Here is a 15,864-nt window from a genome sequence, read left to right on the forward strand (position 1 = left end):
CGGGCGGCCACCCCCCACCCCGTCCCCTCACCGCCGTACGCGGCTACCGGTTCAGCCCACTTCGCGGCCGTGGGCGCGGAGGGTCTGCAGGGCCCTGATGGTTGCCAGGGGGCGGGCCTCCAGGGCGGTGGTGGGTGCCCACGGGTGGCCGGGGGTCGGCCAGCCGCCGTCCTCCTGCTGTTCGGTCGCGAGGAAGTCCAGGGAACGGGACATCTCGGCGTCCGTGAACCACACGCGCGCGAGCGAGTCCGGTGTCCTCGCGTAGTCGTGCGGGAAGTGGTGCGCGCCCGGGGTCGGGTTCGAGGGGTCCAGCGCGGCCAGACGCTGTTCGCGCACCAGGCGGCCCAGACGGTCGGCGGTCGCCTGCGCGCGCGGGCGGTCGGGGGCGGAGTCCAGGAAGGCCAGGGCGGCCTGGATCTCGTCCGGGTGGGGCGCCTGGAGGGACTCCACGGCCTGCCAGCAGAAGTCGGTGGCCCGGAACAGCCAGGCGTGCCACACCTCGTTGCGGTGCAGCAGACCGACCACGGGACCGGTGGTGAGCAGCTCGCCGGGCGGGGCGTCCAGGACCTTCATGAAGGGGGCGGTGGGATAGCCGCGCTGGGCCGGAGTGACGGCTGGGAGGGCGCCCTCCGGGGTGGACACCGAGGTGAGATAGCGGCACACGCGCTCCACACGCTGTCCGCCGCAGCGACCGACGGCGTCCAGGACCCGCAGGGCGTGAGCGGTGTGCAGGGGCTGGCTGACCGGGCCGCGCAGATCGGGGTCCAGGGCGTGGCCGTATCCGCCGTCCGCGTTGCGGTAGGCGTCCAGGGCCGTCTCCACCGGGTCGGGGCCGCCGTTGAGGAAGAGGTACGCGAACAGACGCTGTTCCAGCACACGCGCGGTGAGCCAGACGAAGTGCTCGGCGCGGAAGAGCGGGGAGTGCGCCGGTGGCGTCTGGGGGAGTGGGGAAGCTCCTGTTTCGGGCATGCGTCAGACCGTAGGGCGGAAAGCGGTCTCGGCAAGCGGTCCCGGGCGAGGCCCACCCTCAGGGGCGGGATACTGGAGTCATGCGGTTGACGGTCTTCTGGCAGCGGATGGCGGAACACTTCGGTCCGGGGTACGCCGACACCTTCGCGCGCGATCATGTGATGACGGAGCTCGGCGGGCGCACGGTGCACGAGGCGCTGGACGCGGGCTGGGACGCCAAGGACGTGTGGCGCGTGGTCTGCACCGTGATGGACGTTCCGGGCGAGCGGCACTGAGACCGGGTGGACGCGTGAACTGCCGGGCGGGAAGATCTTACGAAAGTGGCACCGACCGGTCACGAAGATCGCAGGACGGCAGCCATTGTCGGTGGCGTGGGCGAGACTTGCTCCGTGGCACCCACTGACGACTCCGGGCAGGCAGCCCAGCACGCATCTCCGCTCGGCACGACGCCCCCCACCCGGCCCCCGGCCGACGGCGCCGGGCCGGACGCCCGCATGCCGCGCTGGCTGCCGCGTGCCATGGTGCTCGCGCTCGCGCTCATCGCCGTTTTCCAGCTCGGCAGTTGGGCCTTCCACCAGCTCATCGGCCTGCTGATCAACATCCTCATCGCGTTCTTCCTGGCCCTGGCCATCGAGCCCGCGGTGAGCAAGATGGCCGCGCGGGGCATGCGCAGGGGGCTCGCCGCCTTCCTCGTCTTCTTCGGCGTGCTGATCGTGACGGCCGGCTTCGTCACGCTGCTCGGGTCGATGCTCGCGGGTCAGATCATCAAGATCGTCGAGGACTTCCCCGACTACCTCGACTCCGTCATCGCCTGGATCAACGGGCACTTCCACACCGAGCTGAAGCGGGTGGACGTCCAGGAGGGGCTGCTGCGCTCCGACTGGCTGCGCAACTACGTGCAGAACAGCGCCACCGGCGTCCTGGACGTCTCCGCCCAGGTCCTCGGCGGGCTCTTCCAGCTCCTGACGATCGCGCTGTTCTCGTTCTACTTCGCGGCGGACGGCCCCCGGCTGCGGCGCACGGTCTGCTCCGTCCTGCCGCCCGCCCGCCAGGCCGAGGTGCTGCGCGCGTGGGAGCTCGCCGTGGACAAGACCGGCGGCTACCTCTACTCGCGCGGTCTGATGGCGCTCGTCTCCGGGGTCGCGCACTTCATCCTGCTCCAGGCCCTCGACGTGCCGTACGCGCCCGTGCTCGCCGTGTGGGTCGGCCTGGTCTCGCAGTTCATCCCGACCATCGGCACCTATCTCGCGGGCGCCCTGCCCATGCTGATCGCCTTCACCGTCGACCCGTGGTACGCGCTGTGGGTGCTGGTCTTCGTGGTGATCTACCAGCAGTTCGAGAACTACGTGCTCCAGCCCAAGCTGACCTCGAAGACCGTCGACATCCACCCCGCCGTCGCCTTCGGCTCGGTCATCGCGGGCACCGCCCTCCTGGGCGCGGTCGGTGCCCTGATCGCCATTCCGGCGGTCGCCACGCTCCAGGCGTTCCTCGGCGCGTACGTGAAGCGGTACGCCGTCACCGACGACCCTCGGGTCCACGGGCACCGGAAGCGGGGCGAGGGGCCCTCACCGGTCACGCGCGTGCGTGCGCTGTGGGAGCGGCGGCGGCCGGAGACACGGCACAACACCACCGACGGCGACGGCTCGTCCTGAGGCCCCGCCGGGTTCAGTGGGCGAGTGCGGCCCACACTCCGGCGCCGATGACGGCCGTGACGTAGGAGCCGATCGCCGCGTGCAGGATCCGTCGCCGCAGGGGTTCGCTCCAGGACGTCCGCGACAGCAGCCAGGCCAGTGCGGGCAGGACCAGGACGGCGTGCAGGCTCACGCCGTGCAGCGGCTTGAGCGGGGCGGTCGAGTGGTAGGCCGCCTCCTGGTGGCCGGTACGGGTGAGGACGACACCGCGCGCGATCATCGCGGCACCCGAGGCGAGCGCCACCAGCAGGATCGCGAACCCGGACCGCACCGCGAGGTCCATCCCCGCCGGACCCGACGGCCGGTGGCGGAAGGAGGCCACCGCGAACACCGTCAGCAGCACCACCAGGACGCCGCCGCCCACCGCGAGCGTCATGGACACGGCCGTGTCGAAGGGTGTCTCCATGTCGAGGTGGGAGGGCACCCCGCGCCACGCCTGGAGGGTGATGCCGCCCACCTCCACCACGCAGTCCACCGCGAACACCGCGAGGAGCAGGGCCCGTGACCGCGGGCCGACCCGCAGGTACGACGTGACCCAGGCGACCGCGATCAGGGTCACGCCGAAGGACACCCCGAACGTCACCGGCTTGCGCCAGGAGACCGGCCCGTCCCATGGGCCGCCGTCCACCGCGAACACCACCAGGTGCGCGAGCCCGGAGAGGACCAGGAGGAGACCGGTCGCGTGACAGAGGCGCTCCACGCGGCTGGCGCTGGCGGCATGCGGTGCCGGCGTTCGGGCGGGCACTGCGGAGGCACTCGTCAGGGTCGGTTCCATCAGGCCCGCGCCGCCTTCCGGGCCAGGCGGGCCGCGGCTCCGGCGATCACCAGGGCGGTGAGGGCGGCGGTCGAGGCGATGAGCGCGGTGTCCCCCGAGGAGAGATGGCCGCCGGTGTCCGGGGTCAGGATCGCGCCCACCCCGATGAACAGGCCGGCCCCGAGGGCGAGGCCGGTCGTCCAGCCGTTGACGCGCCACAGGAGCAGGGCCGCCGCCACGAGCGGGATGACGAGTCCGGGCGGTACGGCCGGGTACTCCGCGCCGGCGGCGATCCGGCCCGCGACGGACGCGGCCGGCAGGAGGAGCGCGGGCAGGGGGGCGATCACGGCGGGGGGACGCGCCGTCCCGCCGCGGTGCCGGTGGACGGTCGGGATCGCTTCTCGGGTGCTCGTCGGGGTCTCCATGGCACAAGGCTCGCGAGAACGGCCCGTCCGGTCGTCGTACCGCCGAAGGCACCCGAAGTACGCCGTGGGAAGTAGCCGGAGGAGGGTGGAGGAGTGGGGGCTCAGCCCGCCGGAGAAGGGCCGGAGGAAGTGTCCCGGGTGCCGCGTGGTGCGCTTGACACGAAAATCGAACATCCATTCATATGGAGGCTCCGGCGAAGCGGACGGCGGGTGTTTCGACATGGTTTGCATGGAGAAGTACCCGAGTTATCCACAGGCCGGACGGGCGTCGGGGCGCATTGTCAGTGGCAGGCGTTAGCGTCTTTGACGTGAAGCGATCGACTCAAGCAAATCGGGTGGAACCCATGGCAGGAACCGACCGCGAGAAGGCGCTCGACGCCGCGCTCGCACAGATTGAACGGCAGTTCGGCAAGGGCGCGGTCATGCGCATGGGCGAGCGGCCGAACGAGCCCATCGAGGTCATCCCCACCGGGTCGACCGCGCTCGACGTCGCGCTCGGCGTCGGCGGCATCCCGCGCGGCCGAGTGGTGGAGGTGTACGGACCGGAGTCCTCCGGCAAGACGACCCTGACCCTGCACGCGGTGGCCAACGCACAGCGGGCCGGCGGCCAGGTGGCCTTCGTGGACGCGGAGCACGCCCTCGACCCCGAGTACGCGCGCAAGCTCGGCGTCGACGTCGACAACCTGATCCTGTCCCAGCCGGACAACGGCGAGCAGGCTCTGGAGATCGTGGACATGCTGGTCCGCTCCGGCGCCCTCGACCTCATCGTCATCGACTCCGTCGCGGCCCTCGTCCCGCGCGCGGAGATCGAGGGCGAGATGGGCGACAGCCACGTGGGTCTGCAGGCCCGTCTGATGAGCCAGGCACTGCGGAAGATCACCAGCGCGCTCAACCAGTCCAAGACCACCGCCATCTTCATCAACCAGCTCCGCGAGAAGATCGGCGTGATGTTCGGCTCCCCCGAGACCACGACCGGTGGCCGGGCGCTGAAGTTCTACGCCTCGGTGCGCATGGACATCCGCCGCATCGAGACCCTGAAGGACGGCACCGACGCGGTCGGCAACCGCACCCGGGTCAAGGTCGTCAAGAACAAGGTCGCACCGCCCTTCAAGCAGGCCGAGTTCGACATCCTCTACGGCCAGGGCATCAGCCGCGAGGGCGGTCTGATCGACATGGGCGTGGAGCACGGCTTCGTCCGCAAGGCCGGCGCCTGGTACACGTACGAGGGCGACCAGCTCGGCCAGGGCAAGGAGAACGCGCGCAACTTCCTGAAGGACAACCCCGACCTGGCCAACGAGATCGAGAAGAAGATCAAGGAGAAGCTGGGCGTCGGCGTGCGTCCCGAGGAGCCCGCCGCGGAGCCGGGAGCGGACGCCGCGGTGACCGCTGCCGCGGACGACACCGCGAAGGTGCCGGCACCGGCGGCCACCAAGGCGACGAAGGCCAAGGCTCCGGCGGCCAAGAGCTGATCCCGTGACACGGCGAACCGACTGGGCCGAGTACGAGGACGCTCCGCGAGGGCGGGGCGCGCAAGGCGACGGGGGTTCTGCCGGGCCGATCGGCGAAGGGTTCGGCGACGGTACGGGGCATGGAGCGGACGGGGGGCACAGCCGTGCGGTGTCGTACGGCGGCGAAGGGGCGGTCGGCGACGACTTCCCGTACGGCGCCGGTCCGTCCCACCGCGGCGGTCGTTCCCACAGTGACGGGGGTACGTACGGCGACGGTGGGCCGAGCGGCGACGAGTCCGGTGGCGGGCCGTTCGGCCGGAGCTCGCGTCGAGGCGGTGGAGCACCCGGCACGGGCGGCTCCCGGGGGCGTCGGCAGCGCCGGCGCGGCTTCGGGGAACCGCCCGGCGAGGACGGAGGCGGCCCCTCCTTGTCGAGGGCCGAGAAGGGGGAGCCTCCGGCGGACCCGGTGGAGCGGGCGCGGGCGATCTGTCTGCGCCTGCTCACCGGGACCCCGCGCACGCGCAAGCAGCTCGCCGACGCCCTGCGCAAGCGGGAGATCCCGGACGAGGCCGCCGAGGAGGTGCTGTCGCGGTTCGAGGAGGTCGGGCTGATCAACGACAGCGCGTTCGCGGACGCCTGGGTGGAGTCCCGGCACCACGGCCGGGGACTTGCCCGGCGGGCGCTCGCCCAGGAGCTGCGCACCAAGGGTGTCGACTCCACGCTGATCGACGCGGCCGTCTCGCAGCTCGACTCCGAGCAGGAGGAGGCGACGGCCCGCGAGCTCGTCGACCGCAAGCTGCGCGCGACGCGAGGCCTCGACCGCGACAAGCGACTGCGCCGCCTCGCCGGCATGCTCGCCCGCAAGGGCTACTCCGAGGGGATGGCCCTGCGGGTGGTCCGGCAGGCGCTGGAGAAGGAGGGGGAGGAGACGGAGTTCCTGGGGGACGAGGGGTTCTGACACGGGGAGTCCCCGTGAGCCACCCGGGAGCCCGGGCTCCCCCTACGAGCAGCCCGCTGGCGTTCGCGTGCTCACGTGCTCACTGCCAGTCCTCCGGACGCTCCACGTGCTCCAGCCGCAGGATCGGGCCCGTGCGGCTGTAACGGCGGATCTGGGGGAGGGGCGGGTAGTAGGCGTGCACGGAGATCGCGTGGACCTCGGTGGACTCGTTGAGGACCTCGTGGACGTGGTGCTGCCCGAAGGAACGGCCCTTGCCGGCCGGCAGTCGCCGCTCGCGGTCCACGTCGTCGGAGAGTTCCAGGGTCTTCCAGCCGTCGGCCGGCAGCCGGGCGGCGAGGGAGTTCTCCCTGAGCTCACCGGCCGCGGTGATGAAGGCGCCGACCGACTCGGCGTGGTCGTGCCAGCCGGTGCCGGTGCCGGGCGGCCAGCCGATCAGCCAGGCCTCGCTGCCGCCGGGCCCCTCCAGACGCACCCAGGTGCGGCCTTCGGGGTCGAGCGGAAGCGAGTCGATCAGCTCGGTGTCGGCGGCGGTGCGCCGTACGAAGTCGAGGAGTTCGGCCTGGGTGGGCGGCGCGACGGTGGCGGAGACCGCGGGAAGGGCGGGGGAGACAGACACGGGTACCGTCCTGAGAAGAGTTCGCGACAGCGTGCCGTCGCACAGGCGCGGCACGCGGGGGGAAGAAGAGGCGAATTCAGCAGGACGGGCGACACACGCAGCCCGCATAGCGGACGAGGTCCATATGGACCCTCCGCCACAGGCGCACACAGGTGTCGGTCACGATCCGGAGTACACCACGGCCCCCACGGCGGTTTCAACTCGCTGTCACTATGTGGACGCACAGTGACAGCGAGCATGTCAACGCGACGCGGCCCCCGCGTTCGCCTCGGTCTTCGTCGGAGGGCCGCCGAGTGCCGTCTCGGCCGCCGAGTACAGATCGGCCGGGCGGACTCCGCCCAGTGCCGTGACGAGGTGCCCGTCGGGGCGTACGAGAAGGACCGTGTGCGGGGCCGCGCCCGGGTACTCCTCGGCGACCAGGAGTTCGGCGGAGTGCGGCAGCGCGCTCACCGCCGCGGCCAGACGGGGCATGATTCCCGCGGTCACCCAGTGCTTGCGCTCCCACACCCCGGTGCCCGGTGCGATCAGGACGACGAGCAGCGCGCCCCGGCCGAGCCGGTCGCGCAGACGTACGAACGAGCCGTCCTCGGCGGTGACCCGCACATCCGTGACCGACGACCCCGGGAGTGTGTCGACGGGCACCTCCCCTTCGAGGTGCCGGGGCGCGAGGGGTGAGTCGGCGTACGACCCCGGCGCGCCGAGCGGGCCGCGCCCCAGGTGACCGTCCGTGAGCAGCGCGTCGTGGCCGCGGGCCGAGCCGGGGACGACCGAGCGCAGGCCTCCGCCGCCGCGCAGCAGCGGCAGCGCCTGGTCGGCGGCGCGCAGCCGCCCGGCGACGACCGCGCGCCGCTCGGCCTGGTAGCTGTCGAGAAGCGCCTCGTGCGGGCCGTGGTGCCAGGCCAGGGCCAGTTTCCAGGCGAGGTTGTCGGCGTCCCTGAGGCCCTCGTCGAGCCCCTGCGTGCCGAGCGCCCCCAGACAGTGCGCCGCGTCCCCGGCGAGGAAGACCCGGCCGGCGCGCCAGCGGCGGGCCAGCCGGTGGTGCACGGTGTGCACTCCGGTGTCGAGGAGTTCGTACGGCGGTGTCGAGCCGCCCGTCCAGCCCGCCAGGGTCTCCCGGACGCGGGACACCAGGAGCTCGGGGGTGACCAGGTCCTTGCCCGGCGGCAGCAGCCAGTCCAGGCGCCACACGCCCTCGGGGAGCGGGCGGGCGGTGATCTCCCCGGCCGACGGTCCCGAGGTCCGCCACGGCGGCATCCGGTGCAGCAACGCCCGGTCCTCCCAGGGGAGTTCCGCGCGCAGGGCGGCGACGGCGTGGCGTTCCACGGCCGTACGGCCCGGGAAGCGGATGTCCTCCAGCTTGCGCACGGTGGAGCGCGAGCCGTCGCAGCCGACCAGGTAACTCCCGCGCCACCATGTGCCCTTGGGGCCGCGGGTGTGGGCCGTGACGCCCGAGCGTTCCTGCTCGACGGTGTCGAGACGGCTGTCCGGGACGAGCCTGACCAGCTGCTCCCCGGCGAGGGCGGTGCGCAGGGCGCCGGTCAGGACGTGCTGGGCGAGGTGCAGGGGCGCGTCCCCGGCCTCCTCGAAGTCGACCTCGCGCATCACCTGCTTGCGGCGCATCGACCGCCATCCGGCCCAGTGCACACCCAGCTCGCTGACCGGCACCCCGGTCAGCCGGGCCATGAGGGCGGCGGTGTCCTCGTGCAGTACGACGGTGCGGGCCAGGCGGGGTTCGTCCTTGCCGGGGCCCTCGTCGAGGACCACGGAGGGGACCTCCTGACGCGCCAGCGCCAGGGCGAGCGTGAGCCCGACGGGCCCCGCTCCGACGATGATCACCGGGTCCACGACGCGGCGCCTCCTGCCCGCGGCGGAGTCCTCAGGAACGTGGGTGAACAGGAGGTTGGAGCAGGGTGCACGATCACAGAACGTATGCAACCCATTGCCGGTGCTTGCGTCAAGTGACGGAGGCAGTGGCGATCATGCCACTGCCTCCGTGTCGGTGTCATACCCGGTTCATGCCACTTGACCGACTGTCAGAACGCGCCGCCACCGGTGTTCTCGCCGGTCCCGTAGGTGCCGCGCACCGCGGCCGGGTTGACCTCCACCGTGTCCTCGCCCAACACCGCCCCCGTGCTCTTCTTGCTGCGCCGCAGCCGCTGCTCCAGCCAGCTCGCGAAACTGGTGAGGAGGAAGTTCACGATGATGTACACGATCGCCACGACGATGAAGCTCGGGATGACGTTGGCGTAGTTGGCGGCCAGGGTCTGGCGCGCGTTGAGCAGCTCGGTGAAGCCGAGCATCACACCGCCCAGCGCGGTGTCCTTCACGATGACGACGAGCTGGCTGACGATCGCCGGCAGCATCGCCGTGACCGCCTGCGGCAGCAGGATGCTGGTCATGGTCTGGCCCTTGCGCAGGCCGACCGCGTAGGCCGCCTCCGTCTGTCCCTTGGGCAGCGAGAGGATGCCGGCCCGGACGACCTCGGCGAGCACCGAGGCGTTGTAGAGCACCAGACCGGTGACGACGGCGTACAGGGGGCGCTGCTCGCTGGAGATGTCCGTGGAGCGGACGTAGAACTCGTTGGCGAACAGCATCAGCAGCAGCACCGGGATGGCCCGGAAGAACTCGACCACCGTGCCGGCGGCGCCCCTGACCCAGGCGTGGTCGGACATGCGGGCGATGCCGAAGACCGCGCCCAGCGGAAGGGCGATGACCATGGAGATCGCCGCGGCCTTGAGGGTGTTGCCGAGACCGGGAAACAGGTAGGTCGTCCAGGCCTCACTGGTGGTGAAGGGCTCCCAGAGGTTCCACTCCAGCTGGTTCTTGTCGTCCATCTTCTGCCACACCCACCACAGCAGCAGGAGCAGCAGCAGGGTGAAGGCGACGGACAGGAGGACGTTGCGCCGTTTCGCGCGGGGTCCCGGAGTGTCGTAGAGGACCGAACTCATCGCTTCACCGCCAGTCGCTTGGCGAGCCAGCCGAGGAGGAGGCCGGTCGGCAGGGTCAGTACCACGAAGCCGAGCGCGAAGACCGCGCCGATGGCGAGCGTCTGGGCCTCGTTCTCGATCATTTCCTTCATCAGGAGGGCGGCCTCGGCCACACCGATCGCGGCGGCCACGGTGGTGTTCTTGGTCAGCGCGATCAGCACGTTGGCCAGCGGGTTGATGACCGCGCGGAAGGCCTGCGGAAGCACGATGAGACGCAGGGTCTGGCTGAAGTTGAGGCCGATCGCGCGGGCCGCCTCGGCCTGGCCGAGCGGCACCGTGTTGATGCCGGAGCGGATCGCTTCGCAGACGAACGCGGCCGTGTAGGCGATGAACCCGAGCACCGCCAGCCGGAAGCCCTGGACGTCGAAGTTGTCCGCCGCGCCCATCGTCACCCCGAAGATGTCGGCGAGGCCGAGCGAGGTGAAGACGATGATGACCGTCAGGGGGATGTTCCGGACGATGTTGACGTAGGCGGTGCCGAATCCGCGCATCAGGGGGACCGGGCTGACCCGCATGGCGGCCAGTACGGTGCCCCAGATCAGGGAGCCGACAGCGGACAGGGCGGTGAGTTTCACCGTCATCCAGAACGCCCCGAGGACGTCATAACCTTCTAGAAAGTCGAACACGATCTCCCGCGCTTCCGGGTGTGTGGCGTGTGTGGGGCGTACGTGGACGGGCGCGGCGCGCCGCCGCCCTGATCGCGGCGGGCGGCGGCGCGCCGGTGGGTCCCTGCGTTACTTGACGATGGTGCCGATCTTCGGGGCCGGCTCGTTCTTGTAGCCGGCCGGGCCGAAGTTCGCGTCGACCGCCTTCTGCCAGGAGCCGTCGCTGACCATCTTCTCGAGGGCGGCGTTGACCTTGTTGACGGTCGCCGTGTCGCCCTTCTTCACGCCGATGCCGTAGTTCTCGTTGCTCAGCTTGAGGCCGGCGAGCTTGAACTGGCCCTTGTACTTGTCCTGGGAGGCGAAGCCCGCGAGGATCGAGTCGTCCGTGGTCACCGCGTCCACGGCGCCGCTCTGGAGGCCGGCGATGCACTCCGAGTAGCCGCCGTACTGCTTGAGCTGGGCCTTCGGGGCGAAGTCGTCCTTGACGTTCTGGGCCGAGGTCGAGCCGGTCACGGAGCACAGCTTCTCGCCGTTGAGGTCCGTGGCCTCGCTGATCTTGGAGTCCTTCTTGACCAGCAGGTCCTGGTGGGCCAGCAGGTACGGGCCGGCGAAGTCGACCTTCTGCTTGCGCTCGTCGGTGATCGAGTAGGTGGCCGCGATGATCTTCACGTCGCCGCGGGCGAGCGCGTTCTCACGGTCGGCGCTCTTGGTCTCGACGAACTCGATCTGGTCGGGCTTGTAGCCGAGCTCCTTGGCCACGTACGTCGCCACGTCCACGTCGAAGCCGGAGAAGGAACCGTCGGGCTCCTTCAGGCCGAGGCCGGGCTGGTCGTACTTGATACCGATCTTGATCTTGCCGCCACCGCCGGAGCCCGAGCCGGAGCTGTCGTCCTTGCTGTCGCCGCCGCAGGCGGTCGCGGACAGGGCGAGGGCGAGGACGGCGGCCGAGGCGGCGGTGACCTTGCGGAGCTTCATGGTGAACATCCTTTGGTGGTGAAGAGAGCGAGAGCCGTCGGTGGTCGATCCGGGTGGCACGTCAGTGGTGCAGGATCTTCGACAGGAAGTCCTTGGCGCGGTCGCTGCGCGGGTTGCTGAAGAACTGGTCGGGCGCAGCCTCCTCGACGATCCGTCCGTCCGCCATGAACACCACGCGGTTTGCGGCCGATCGTGCGAAACCCATCTCGTGCGTGACGACGATCATTGTCATGCCGTCGCGGGCGAGCTGCTGCATGACCTCCAGCACCTCGTTGATCATCTCAGGGTCGAGCGCCGACGTGGGCTCGTCGAAGAGCATGACCTTCGGGTCCATCGCCAGCGCCCGGGCGATGGCGACACGCTGCTGCTGACCGCCGGACAACTGGGCGGGGTACTTGTCCGCCTGGGTGGCGACACCGACCCGGTCGAGCAGGGAGCGCGCCTTCTCCTCGGCCTTCTTCTTGTCGGCCTTGCGGACCTTGATCTGGCCCAGCATCACGTTCTCGAGCACGGTCTTGTGCGCGAAGAGGTTGAAGGACTGGAAGACCATGCCGACGTCGGCGCGCAGCCGGGCCAGTTCCTTGCCCTCCTGGGGCAGCGGCTTGCCGTCGATGGCGATCGAACCCGTGTCGATCGTCTCCAGGCGGTTGATGGTGCGGCACAGGGTGGACTTCCCGGACCCGGAGGGTCCGATGACCACGACGACCTCGCCGCGGGCGATCGTCAGGTCGATGTCCTGGAGTACGTGCAACGCGCCGAAGTGCTTGTTGACGCTCTTCAGGACGACCAGTTCGCCGGTCGCGGCCACATCTTCCTTGGCCACCGATACTTCGGTCATCGCTCTCTGGCTCCGTCCTCCTCGGTTTCGGAGGACAGTAGTGACCCCACGCGACCAGCGTCATTAGTCTTGAGGGGAATCTGAGCATCACGATCCGATAGCAATCGGACACGTGTCGTAGCACTTGCGACCAGTGCGCATCCGCTGTGCGTATCGGGCGGGTAACGGAAGGGCGGCGCAACCGGAACGCTCTTGACGCCGTCCTCATCCATCAGCATGACTGCACGGTGCGCACACGCGCGTGCGTACGCACATTTGTACCTGTTCACTGCATATTCAGATAGTACGTCCGATGGTCAAAAGGGGGCCGGGGTGAGACTTCTCCTCGTCGAGGACGACAACCACGTGGCCGCCGCGCTGTCCGCGGTGCTCGCCCGGCACGGTTTCGACGTCACGCACGCGCGCAGCGGCGAGGAGGCCCTCCAGGCGCTCGTCCCCGAGGGCGACGGCTTCGGGGTCGTACTGCTCGACCTCGGACTGCCCGACCAGGACGGCTACGAGGTGTGCGGCAAGATCCGCAAGCGCACCAGCACTCCGGTGATCATGGTCACCGCGCGCTCCGACGTCCGCTCCCGCATCCACGGGCTGAACCTCGGCGCCGACGACTACGTGGTCAAGCCGTACGACACGGGGGAGCTCCTCGCCCGCATCCACGCCGTCAGCCGGCGCACCGCCCACGAGGACGCGCCCGGCGGCGCGGACACGGCGCTGGTCCTCGGCGCCGTGCGCATCGAACTGCCGACCCGGCAGGTCACCGTGGACGGCACGGTCGTGCAGCTCACCCGCAAGGAGTTCGACCTCCTCGCACTGCTCGCCCAGCGGCCCGGTGTGGTCTTCCGGCGGGAACAGATCATCAGCGAGGTCTGGCGCACGAGCTGGGAGGGCACCGGGCGCACGCTGGAGGTCCATGTGGCGTCCCTGCGGGCCAAGTTGCGCATGCCGGCGCTGATCGAGACGGTGCGGGGGGTCGGGTACCGGCTGGTGGCGCCGGCAGCGTGAGGCGGCGGGCTTCGCACGGGTGCGGGGAGCCGGGGCGAGGGTTCCGGTGGCCGTGCGCGGGCGGAAGCTGTGCGACGCTCGGGGGAGCAGATTTCCGGTCGGGTGAGGATGGTGGCTGTGGGCGCGGGTGACTGCGGTGCTCGGGGTGCCCGTGTGAGCCGTGGTGGCCGCGGGGTGCGCTCGCGGCTCCGCGGCGGGGCGTAGGCGGGGCCGTGCGGACACGTCTTCTTCCGTTGCTCATCATCCTCATGGCCGCCGTGCTCCTGGCCCTGGGCGTGCCGCTCGCCATCGGGATGGCCTCCGCGCAGCAGCAGAAGGTCGTCGTCGACCGGATCGACGACACCGCGCACTTCGCCGCGCTCGCCCAGTTCGTCACCGACGCCTCCGACGAGCGTCTGGAGACCCTGGAGAGCGAACTCGCCAGCTATTACAAGGTCTACGGCATTCGCGTCGGTGTCTTCTACGACGGTGATGTGCCCATGGCCACCGCGCCCGGCGGATGGTTCCTCCCCAAGGAGGGCGAGGTCCGCGACGCGTTCGGCGAGGCCCTGCTCAGCCGGCGCAGCCAGGACCCCAAGCAGGTGTGGCCCTGGCAGCGCGGCCGGCTGGTCGTCGCCTCCCCGGTGATCCGGGACGGCGACGTGGTCGCGGTCGTCGTCACCGACTCGCCGACCGGGCCGATGCGTTCACGGATCCTGCACGACTGGCTCGTCATCTTCGCGGGCGAACTCGCCGCCATGCTGCTGGCCGTCGGCGCCGCGCTCCGGCTCACCGGCTGGGTGCTCAGACCCGTACGGGTCCTCGACGCCACCACCCACGACATCGCCACCGGGCGGCTCAAGTCGCGCGTGGCGGTCGCGGGCGGCCCACCCGAACTCAGGCGCCTGGCCAAGTCGTTCAACGAGATGGCGGACAACGTCGAGGACGTGCTGGAGCAGCAGCGGGCCTTCGTCGCCGACGCCTCGCACCAGTTGCGCAACCCGCTCGCCGCACTGCTGCTGCGCATCGAGCTGCTCGCCTTCGAACTGCCCGAGGGCAACACCGAGATCGCCTCCGTGCAGGCGGAGGGCAAACGACTCGCCCAGGTCCTCGACGACCTCCTCGACCTCGCGCTCGCCGAGCACACCGAGGCGGACCTGAGCGTCACCGACATCGGGGAGCTCACCGCCGAACGCGTCGCCGCCTGGACGCCGACCGCCGAGGCCAAGGGGGTACGCCTGGTGGGGAGCTGTCCGCCCACCACCGCCTGGGCCGACCCCGTCACCCTCTCCAGCGCCCTCGACGCCGTCATCGACAACGCGCTCAAGTTCACGCCCGAGGGCGAGACGGTGTCGGTCACCGTCGCCGCGGACGGGGACACCTCGACGGTCGTCGTCGCCGACCGCGGACCCGGACTCACCGACGAGGAACTCTCACGGGTCGGTGACCGGTTCTGGCGCAGCGGACGGCACCAGAACGTCAAGGGGTCCGGTCTCGGACTGTCCATCTCACGGGCCCTGCTGGCCGCGGGGGGCGGGGCGATCTCGTACGGCCACCACGAGCCGCACGGGCTGGTCGTGACCGTCTCCGTGCCGCGCAGCCGTCCTACGGCTTGACCGAGCGGTAGTAGCGGCGGGCCCCGTCGTGGAGGGGGACCGGGTCGGTGTAGATCGCCGTGCGCACGTCCACCAGCTGGGCGGAGTGGACGTCCCGGCCGATGCCGTCCCTGCTCTTGATCACGGTCCGGGTGAGCCACTCGGTGAGCTCGGGGTCCATGTCCTTGCGGGTGATCAGCAGGTTCGAGACGGCCATCGTCGGGACGGTCGTGTTGTTCTGGACGGACGGGTACGCCGACGCCGGCATGTTGGTGGCCCGGTAGTAGCGGGTGGGCTCGCCCTCGGCGTGCAGCTTCGCCACGAGGGACGGTTCGATCGGGACGAAGCGGAACGCGGAGCGTTCGGCCAGCTGCTTGAGACCGTCGGTGGGCAGGCCGCCGGACCAGAAGAACGCGTCGAGGCCGTGACCGAGGAGCTTGGGGCCGGTGTCGATGCCCTCAGCCCTCGGCTGGATGTCCTTGTCCGGGTCGATGCCGGCGGTCTTGAGGACCCGGTCCGCTATCAGCCGTACGCCGGAGTTGGGGACGCCGATGGAGACGCGCTTGCCCTTCAGGTCGGCCACCGTGCGGATGTCCGAGTCGGCGGGGACGACGAGCTGGACGTAATCGTCGTAGAGGCGGGCCACGCCGCGGAGCTGGTCGGCGCCGGGGTCGCCGTTCTGCTGGTAGCTCTCCACCGCGTCGGCGGCGGCGATGGCGAAGTCGGCTTCTCCGGTCGCCACGAGTCTGACGTTCTCCTGGGAGCCCGCGCTGGTCTCCAGCTTCACCCTCACGTCCGGCATGTCCTTGTGGATCTCGTCCCGGAGGAGCCGGCCGTACTTCTGGTAGACGCCCGCCTTCGTGCCCGTGCTGAAGGTGATCGTGCCGGTCGGGGGGGTCTCGCCCAGGGGAAGCAGCCACCACAGGAGCAGGCCGAGCGCCACGAGGGTGGCGACCGCGGTCTGGAGCGCCTGGCGGCGGCTGAGGTGGGGGAACGGCGGGGGCATGCGGTGATCCTGCCAGGGG

17 protein-coding genes are annotated in these 15,864 nt (G+C 70.6%); 6 read left to right on the plus strand and 11 right to left on the minus strand.

Annotated elements, in window-relative coordinates; genetic code table 11:
- Positions 1–51 precede the first annotated feature (51 nt).
- Entirely contained in the window at positions 52–969 is a 918-nt protein-coding gene (locus AOJ26_RS15315) for a hypothetical protein (RefSeq protein ID WP_078959905.1), read from the minus strand.
- Positions 970–1,049: 80 nt separating this feature from the next.
- Here AOJ26_RS15315 and AOJ26_RS15320 point away from each other — a divergent pair, with 80 nt between their 5' ends.
- A complete protein-coding gene (locus AOJ26_RS15320) occupies positions 1,050–1,244 on the plus strand; it encodes a DUF3046 domain-containing protein (RefSeq protein ID WP_053848829.1) in 195 nt (64 codons plus the stop codon).
- A gap of 114 nt (positions 1,245–1,358) precedes the next feature.
- Complete coding sequence (locus AOJ26_RS15325; protein WP_078959908.1) at positions 1,359–2,621, plus strand: AI-2E family transporter; 1,263 nt, start codon at positions 1,359–1,361, stop codon at positions 2,619–2,621.
- A 13-nt stretch (positions 2,622–2,634) separates the two neighbouring features.
- Here AOJ26_RS15325 and AOJ26_RS15330 read toward each other — a convergent pair whose 3' ends face one another.
- Together AOJ26_RS15330 and AOJ26_RS15335 are read right to left on the minus strand one after the other, a co-directional pair.
- Positions 2,635–3,435: a hypothetical protein gene (locus AOJ26_RS15330; RefSeq protein ID WP_078959906.1), complete on the minus strand. Its 801-nt coding sequence runs from the start codon at positions 3,433–3,435 to the stop codon at positions 2,635–2,637.
- Positions 3,435–3,839, minus strand: a complete 405-nt coding sequence (locus AOJ26_RS15335) for a hypothetical protein (RefSeq protein ID WP_053848832.1) — start codon at positions 3,837–3,839, stop codon at positions 3,435–3,437. Before AOJ26_RS15335 ends, AOJ26_RS15330 begins: the two co-directional genes overlap by 1 nt.
- A 344-nt stretch (positions 3,840–4,183) precedes the next feature.
- Here AOJ26_RS15335 and recA point away from each other — a divergent pair, with 344 nt between their 5' ends.
- Together recA and recX are read left to right on the plus strand one after the other, a co-directional pair.
- On the plus strand, positions 4,184–5,308 hold the full coding sequence (gene recA / locus AOJ26_RS15340; RefSeq protein ID WP_053848833.1) for a recombinase RecA: 1,125 nt from the start codon (positions 4,184–4,186) through the stop codon (positions 5,306–5,308).
- 4 nt (positions 5,309–5,312) lie between these two features.
- Complete coding sequence (gene recX / locus AOJ26_RS41840; RefSeq protein WP_179200276.1) at positions 5,313–6,245, plus strand: recombination regulator RecX; 933 nt, start codon at positions 5,313–5,315, stop codon at positions 6,243–6,245.
- 79 nt (positions 6,246–6,324) lie between these two features.
- Here recX and AOJ26_RS15350 read toward each other — a convergent pair whose 3' ends face one another.
- From AOJ26_RS15350 to AOJ26_RS15375, 7 genes are all read right to left on the minus strand, one after another.
- The gene (locus AOJ26_RS15350) at positions 6,325–6,861 is read right to left on the minus strand and encodes a cysteine dioxygenase (protein ID WP_053848835.1); all 537 of its coding nucleotides are present in this window, start codon (positions 6,859–6,861) and stop codon (positions 6,325–6,327) included.
- A gap of 76 nt (positions 6,862–6,937) precedes the next feature.
- Positions 6,938–6,985, minus strand: a complete 48-nt coding sequence (locus tag AOJ26_RS45210) for a hypothetical protein (RefSeq protein WP_309506048.1) — start codon at positions 6,983–6,985, stop codon at positions 6,938–6,940.
- Positions 6,986–7,101: 116 nt separating this feature from the next.
- Positions 7,102–8,706, minus strand: coding sequence for an FAD-dependent monooxygenase (locus AOJ26_RS15355; protein ID WP_053848836.1), 1,605 nt, complete (start codon positions 8,704–8,706; stop codon positions 7,102–7,104).
- Positions 8,707–8,894: 188 nt separating this feature from the next.
- The gene (locus AOJ26_RS15360; protein ID WP_053848837.1) at positions 8,895–9,809 is read right to left on the minus strand and encodes an amino acid ABC transporter permease; all 915 of its coding nucleotides are present in this window, start codon (positions 9,807–9,809) and stop codon (positions 8,895–8,897) included.
- Entirely contained in the window at positions 9,806–10,474 is a 669-nt protein-coding gene (locus tag AOJ26_RS15365; RefSeq protein ID WP_053848838.1) for an amino acid ABC transporter permease, read from the minus strand. The genes AOJ26_RS15360 and AOJ26_RS15365 overlap by 4 nt, the downstream gene beginning before the upstream one ends.
- 108 nt (positions 10,475–10,582) lie before the next feature.
- On the minus strand, positions 10,583–11,428 hold the full coding sequence (locus AOJ26_RS15370) for a glutamate ABC transporter substrate-binding protein (RefSeq protein ID WP_053848839.1): 846 nt from the start codon (positions 11,426–11,428) through the stop codon (positions 10,583–10,585).
- A 61-nt stretch (positions 11,429–11,489) separates the two neighbouring features.
- A complete protein-coding gene (locus tag AOJ26_RS15375) occupies positions 11,490–12,266 on the minus strand; it encodes an amino acid ABC transporter ATP-binding protein (RefSeq protein WP_053848840.1) in 777 nt (258 codons plus the stop codon).
- A gap of 312 nt (positions 12,267–12,578) precedes the next feature.
- Between AOJ26_RS15375 and AOJ26_RS15380 the strand changes: the two genes are divergently transcribed.
- Together AOJ26_RS15380 and AOJ26_RS15385 are read left to right on the plus strand one after the other, a co-directional pair.
- Positions 12,579–13,265: a response regulator transcription factor gene (locus tag AOJ26_RS15380; protein ID WP_053848841.1), complete on the plus strand. Its 687-nt coding sequence runs from the start codon at positions 12,579–12,581 to the stop codon at positions 13,263–13,265.
- A gap of 212 nt (positions 13,266–13,477) precedes the next feature.
- Entirely contained in the window at positions 13,478–14,860 is a 1,383-nt protein-coding gene (locus AOJ26_RS15385) for a sensor histidine kinase (RefSeq protein ID WP_053848842.1), read from the plus strand.
- Here the strand turns inward: AOJ26_RS15385 and AOJ26_RS15390 are convergent.
- Complete coding sequence (locus tag AOJ26_RS15390; RefSeq protein ID WP_053848843.1) at positions 14,850–15,845, minus strand: TAXI family TRAP transporter solute-binding subunit; 996 nt, start codon at positions 15,843–15,845, stop codon at positions 14,850–14,852. The genes AOJ26_RS15385 and AOJ26_RS15390 overlap by 11 nt on opposite strands.
- Between the last annotated feature and the right edge of the window lie 19 nt (positions 15,846–15,864).

This window comes from Streptomyces sp. NRRL B-24085 (assembly GCF_001282115.1).
In the GTDB taxonomy this organism is placed as follows: Bacteria; Actinomycetota; Actinomycetes; order Streptomycetales; family Streptomycetaceae; genus Streptomyces.

What these genes read in the sequence shown, in the direction of transcription:
- AOJ26_RS15315 (WP_078959905.1), bottom strand. Translation starts at nt 969, where the DNA reads ATGCCCGAAACAGGAGCTTCCCCACTCCCCCAGACGCCACCGGCGCAC.
- AOJ26_RS15320 (WP_053848829.1), top strand. Translation starts at nt 1,050, where the DNA reads ATGCGGTTGACGGTCTTCTGGCAGCGGATGGCGGAACACTTCGGTCCG.
- AOJ26_RS15330 (WP_078959906.1), bottom strand. Translation starts at nt 3,435, where the DNA reads ATGGAACCGACCCTGACGAGTGCCTCCGCAGTGCCCGCCCGAACGCCG.
- AOJ26_RS15335 (WP_053848832.1), bottom strand. Translation starts at nt 3,839, where the DNA reads ATGGAGACCCCGACGAGCACCCGAGAAGCGATCCCGACCGTCCACCGG.
- recA (WP_053848833.1), top strand. Translation starts at nt 4,184, where the DNA reads ATGGCAGGAACCGACCGCGAGAAGGCGCTCGACGCCGCGCTCGCACAG.
- AOJ26_RS15360 (WP_053848837.1), bottom strand. Translation starts at nt 9,809, where the DNA reads ATGAGTTCGGTCCTCTACGACACTCCGGGACCCCGCGCGAAACGGCGC.
- AOJ26_RS15370 (WP_053848839.1), bottom strand. Translation starts at nt 11,428, where the DNA reads ATGAAGCTCCGCAAGGTCACCGCCGCCTCGGCCGCCGTCCTCGCCCTC.
- AOJ26_RS15375 (WP_053848840.1), bottom strand. Translation starts at nt 12,266, where the DNA reads ATGACCGAAGTATCGGTGGCCAAGGAAGATGTGGCCGCGACCGGCGAA.
- AOJ26_RS15390 (WP_053848843.1), bottom strand. Translation starts at nt 15,845, where the DNA reads ATGCCCCCGCCGTTCCCCCACCTCAGCCGCCGCCAGGCGCTCCAGACC.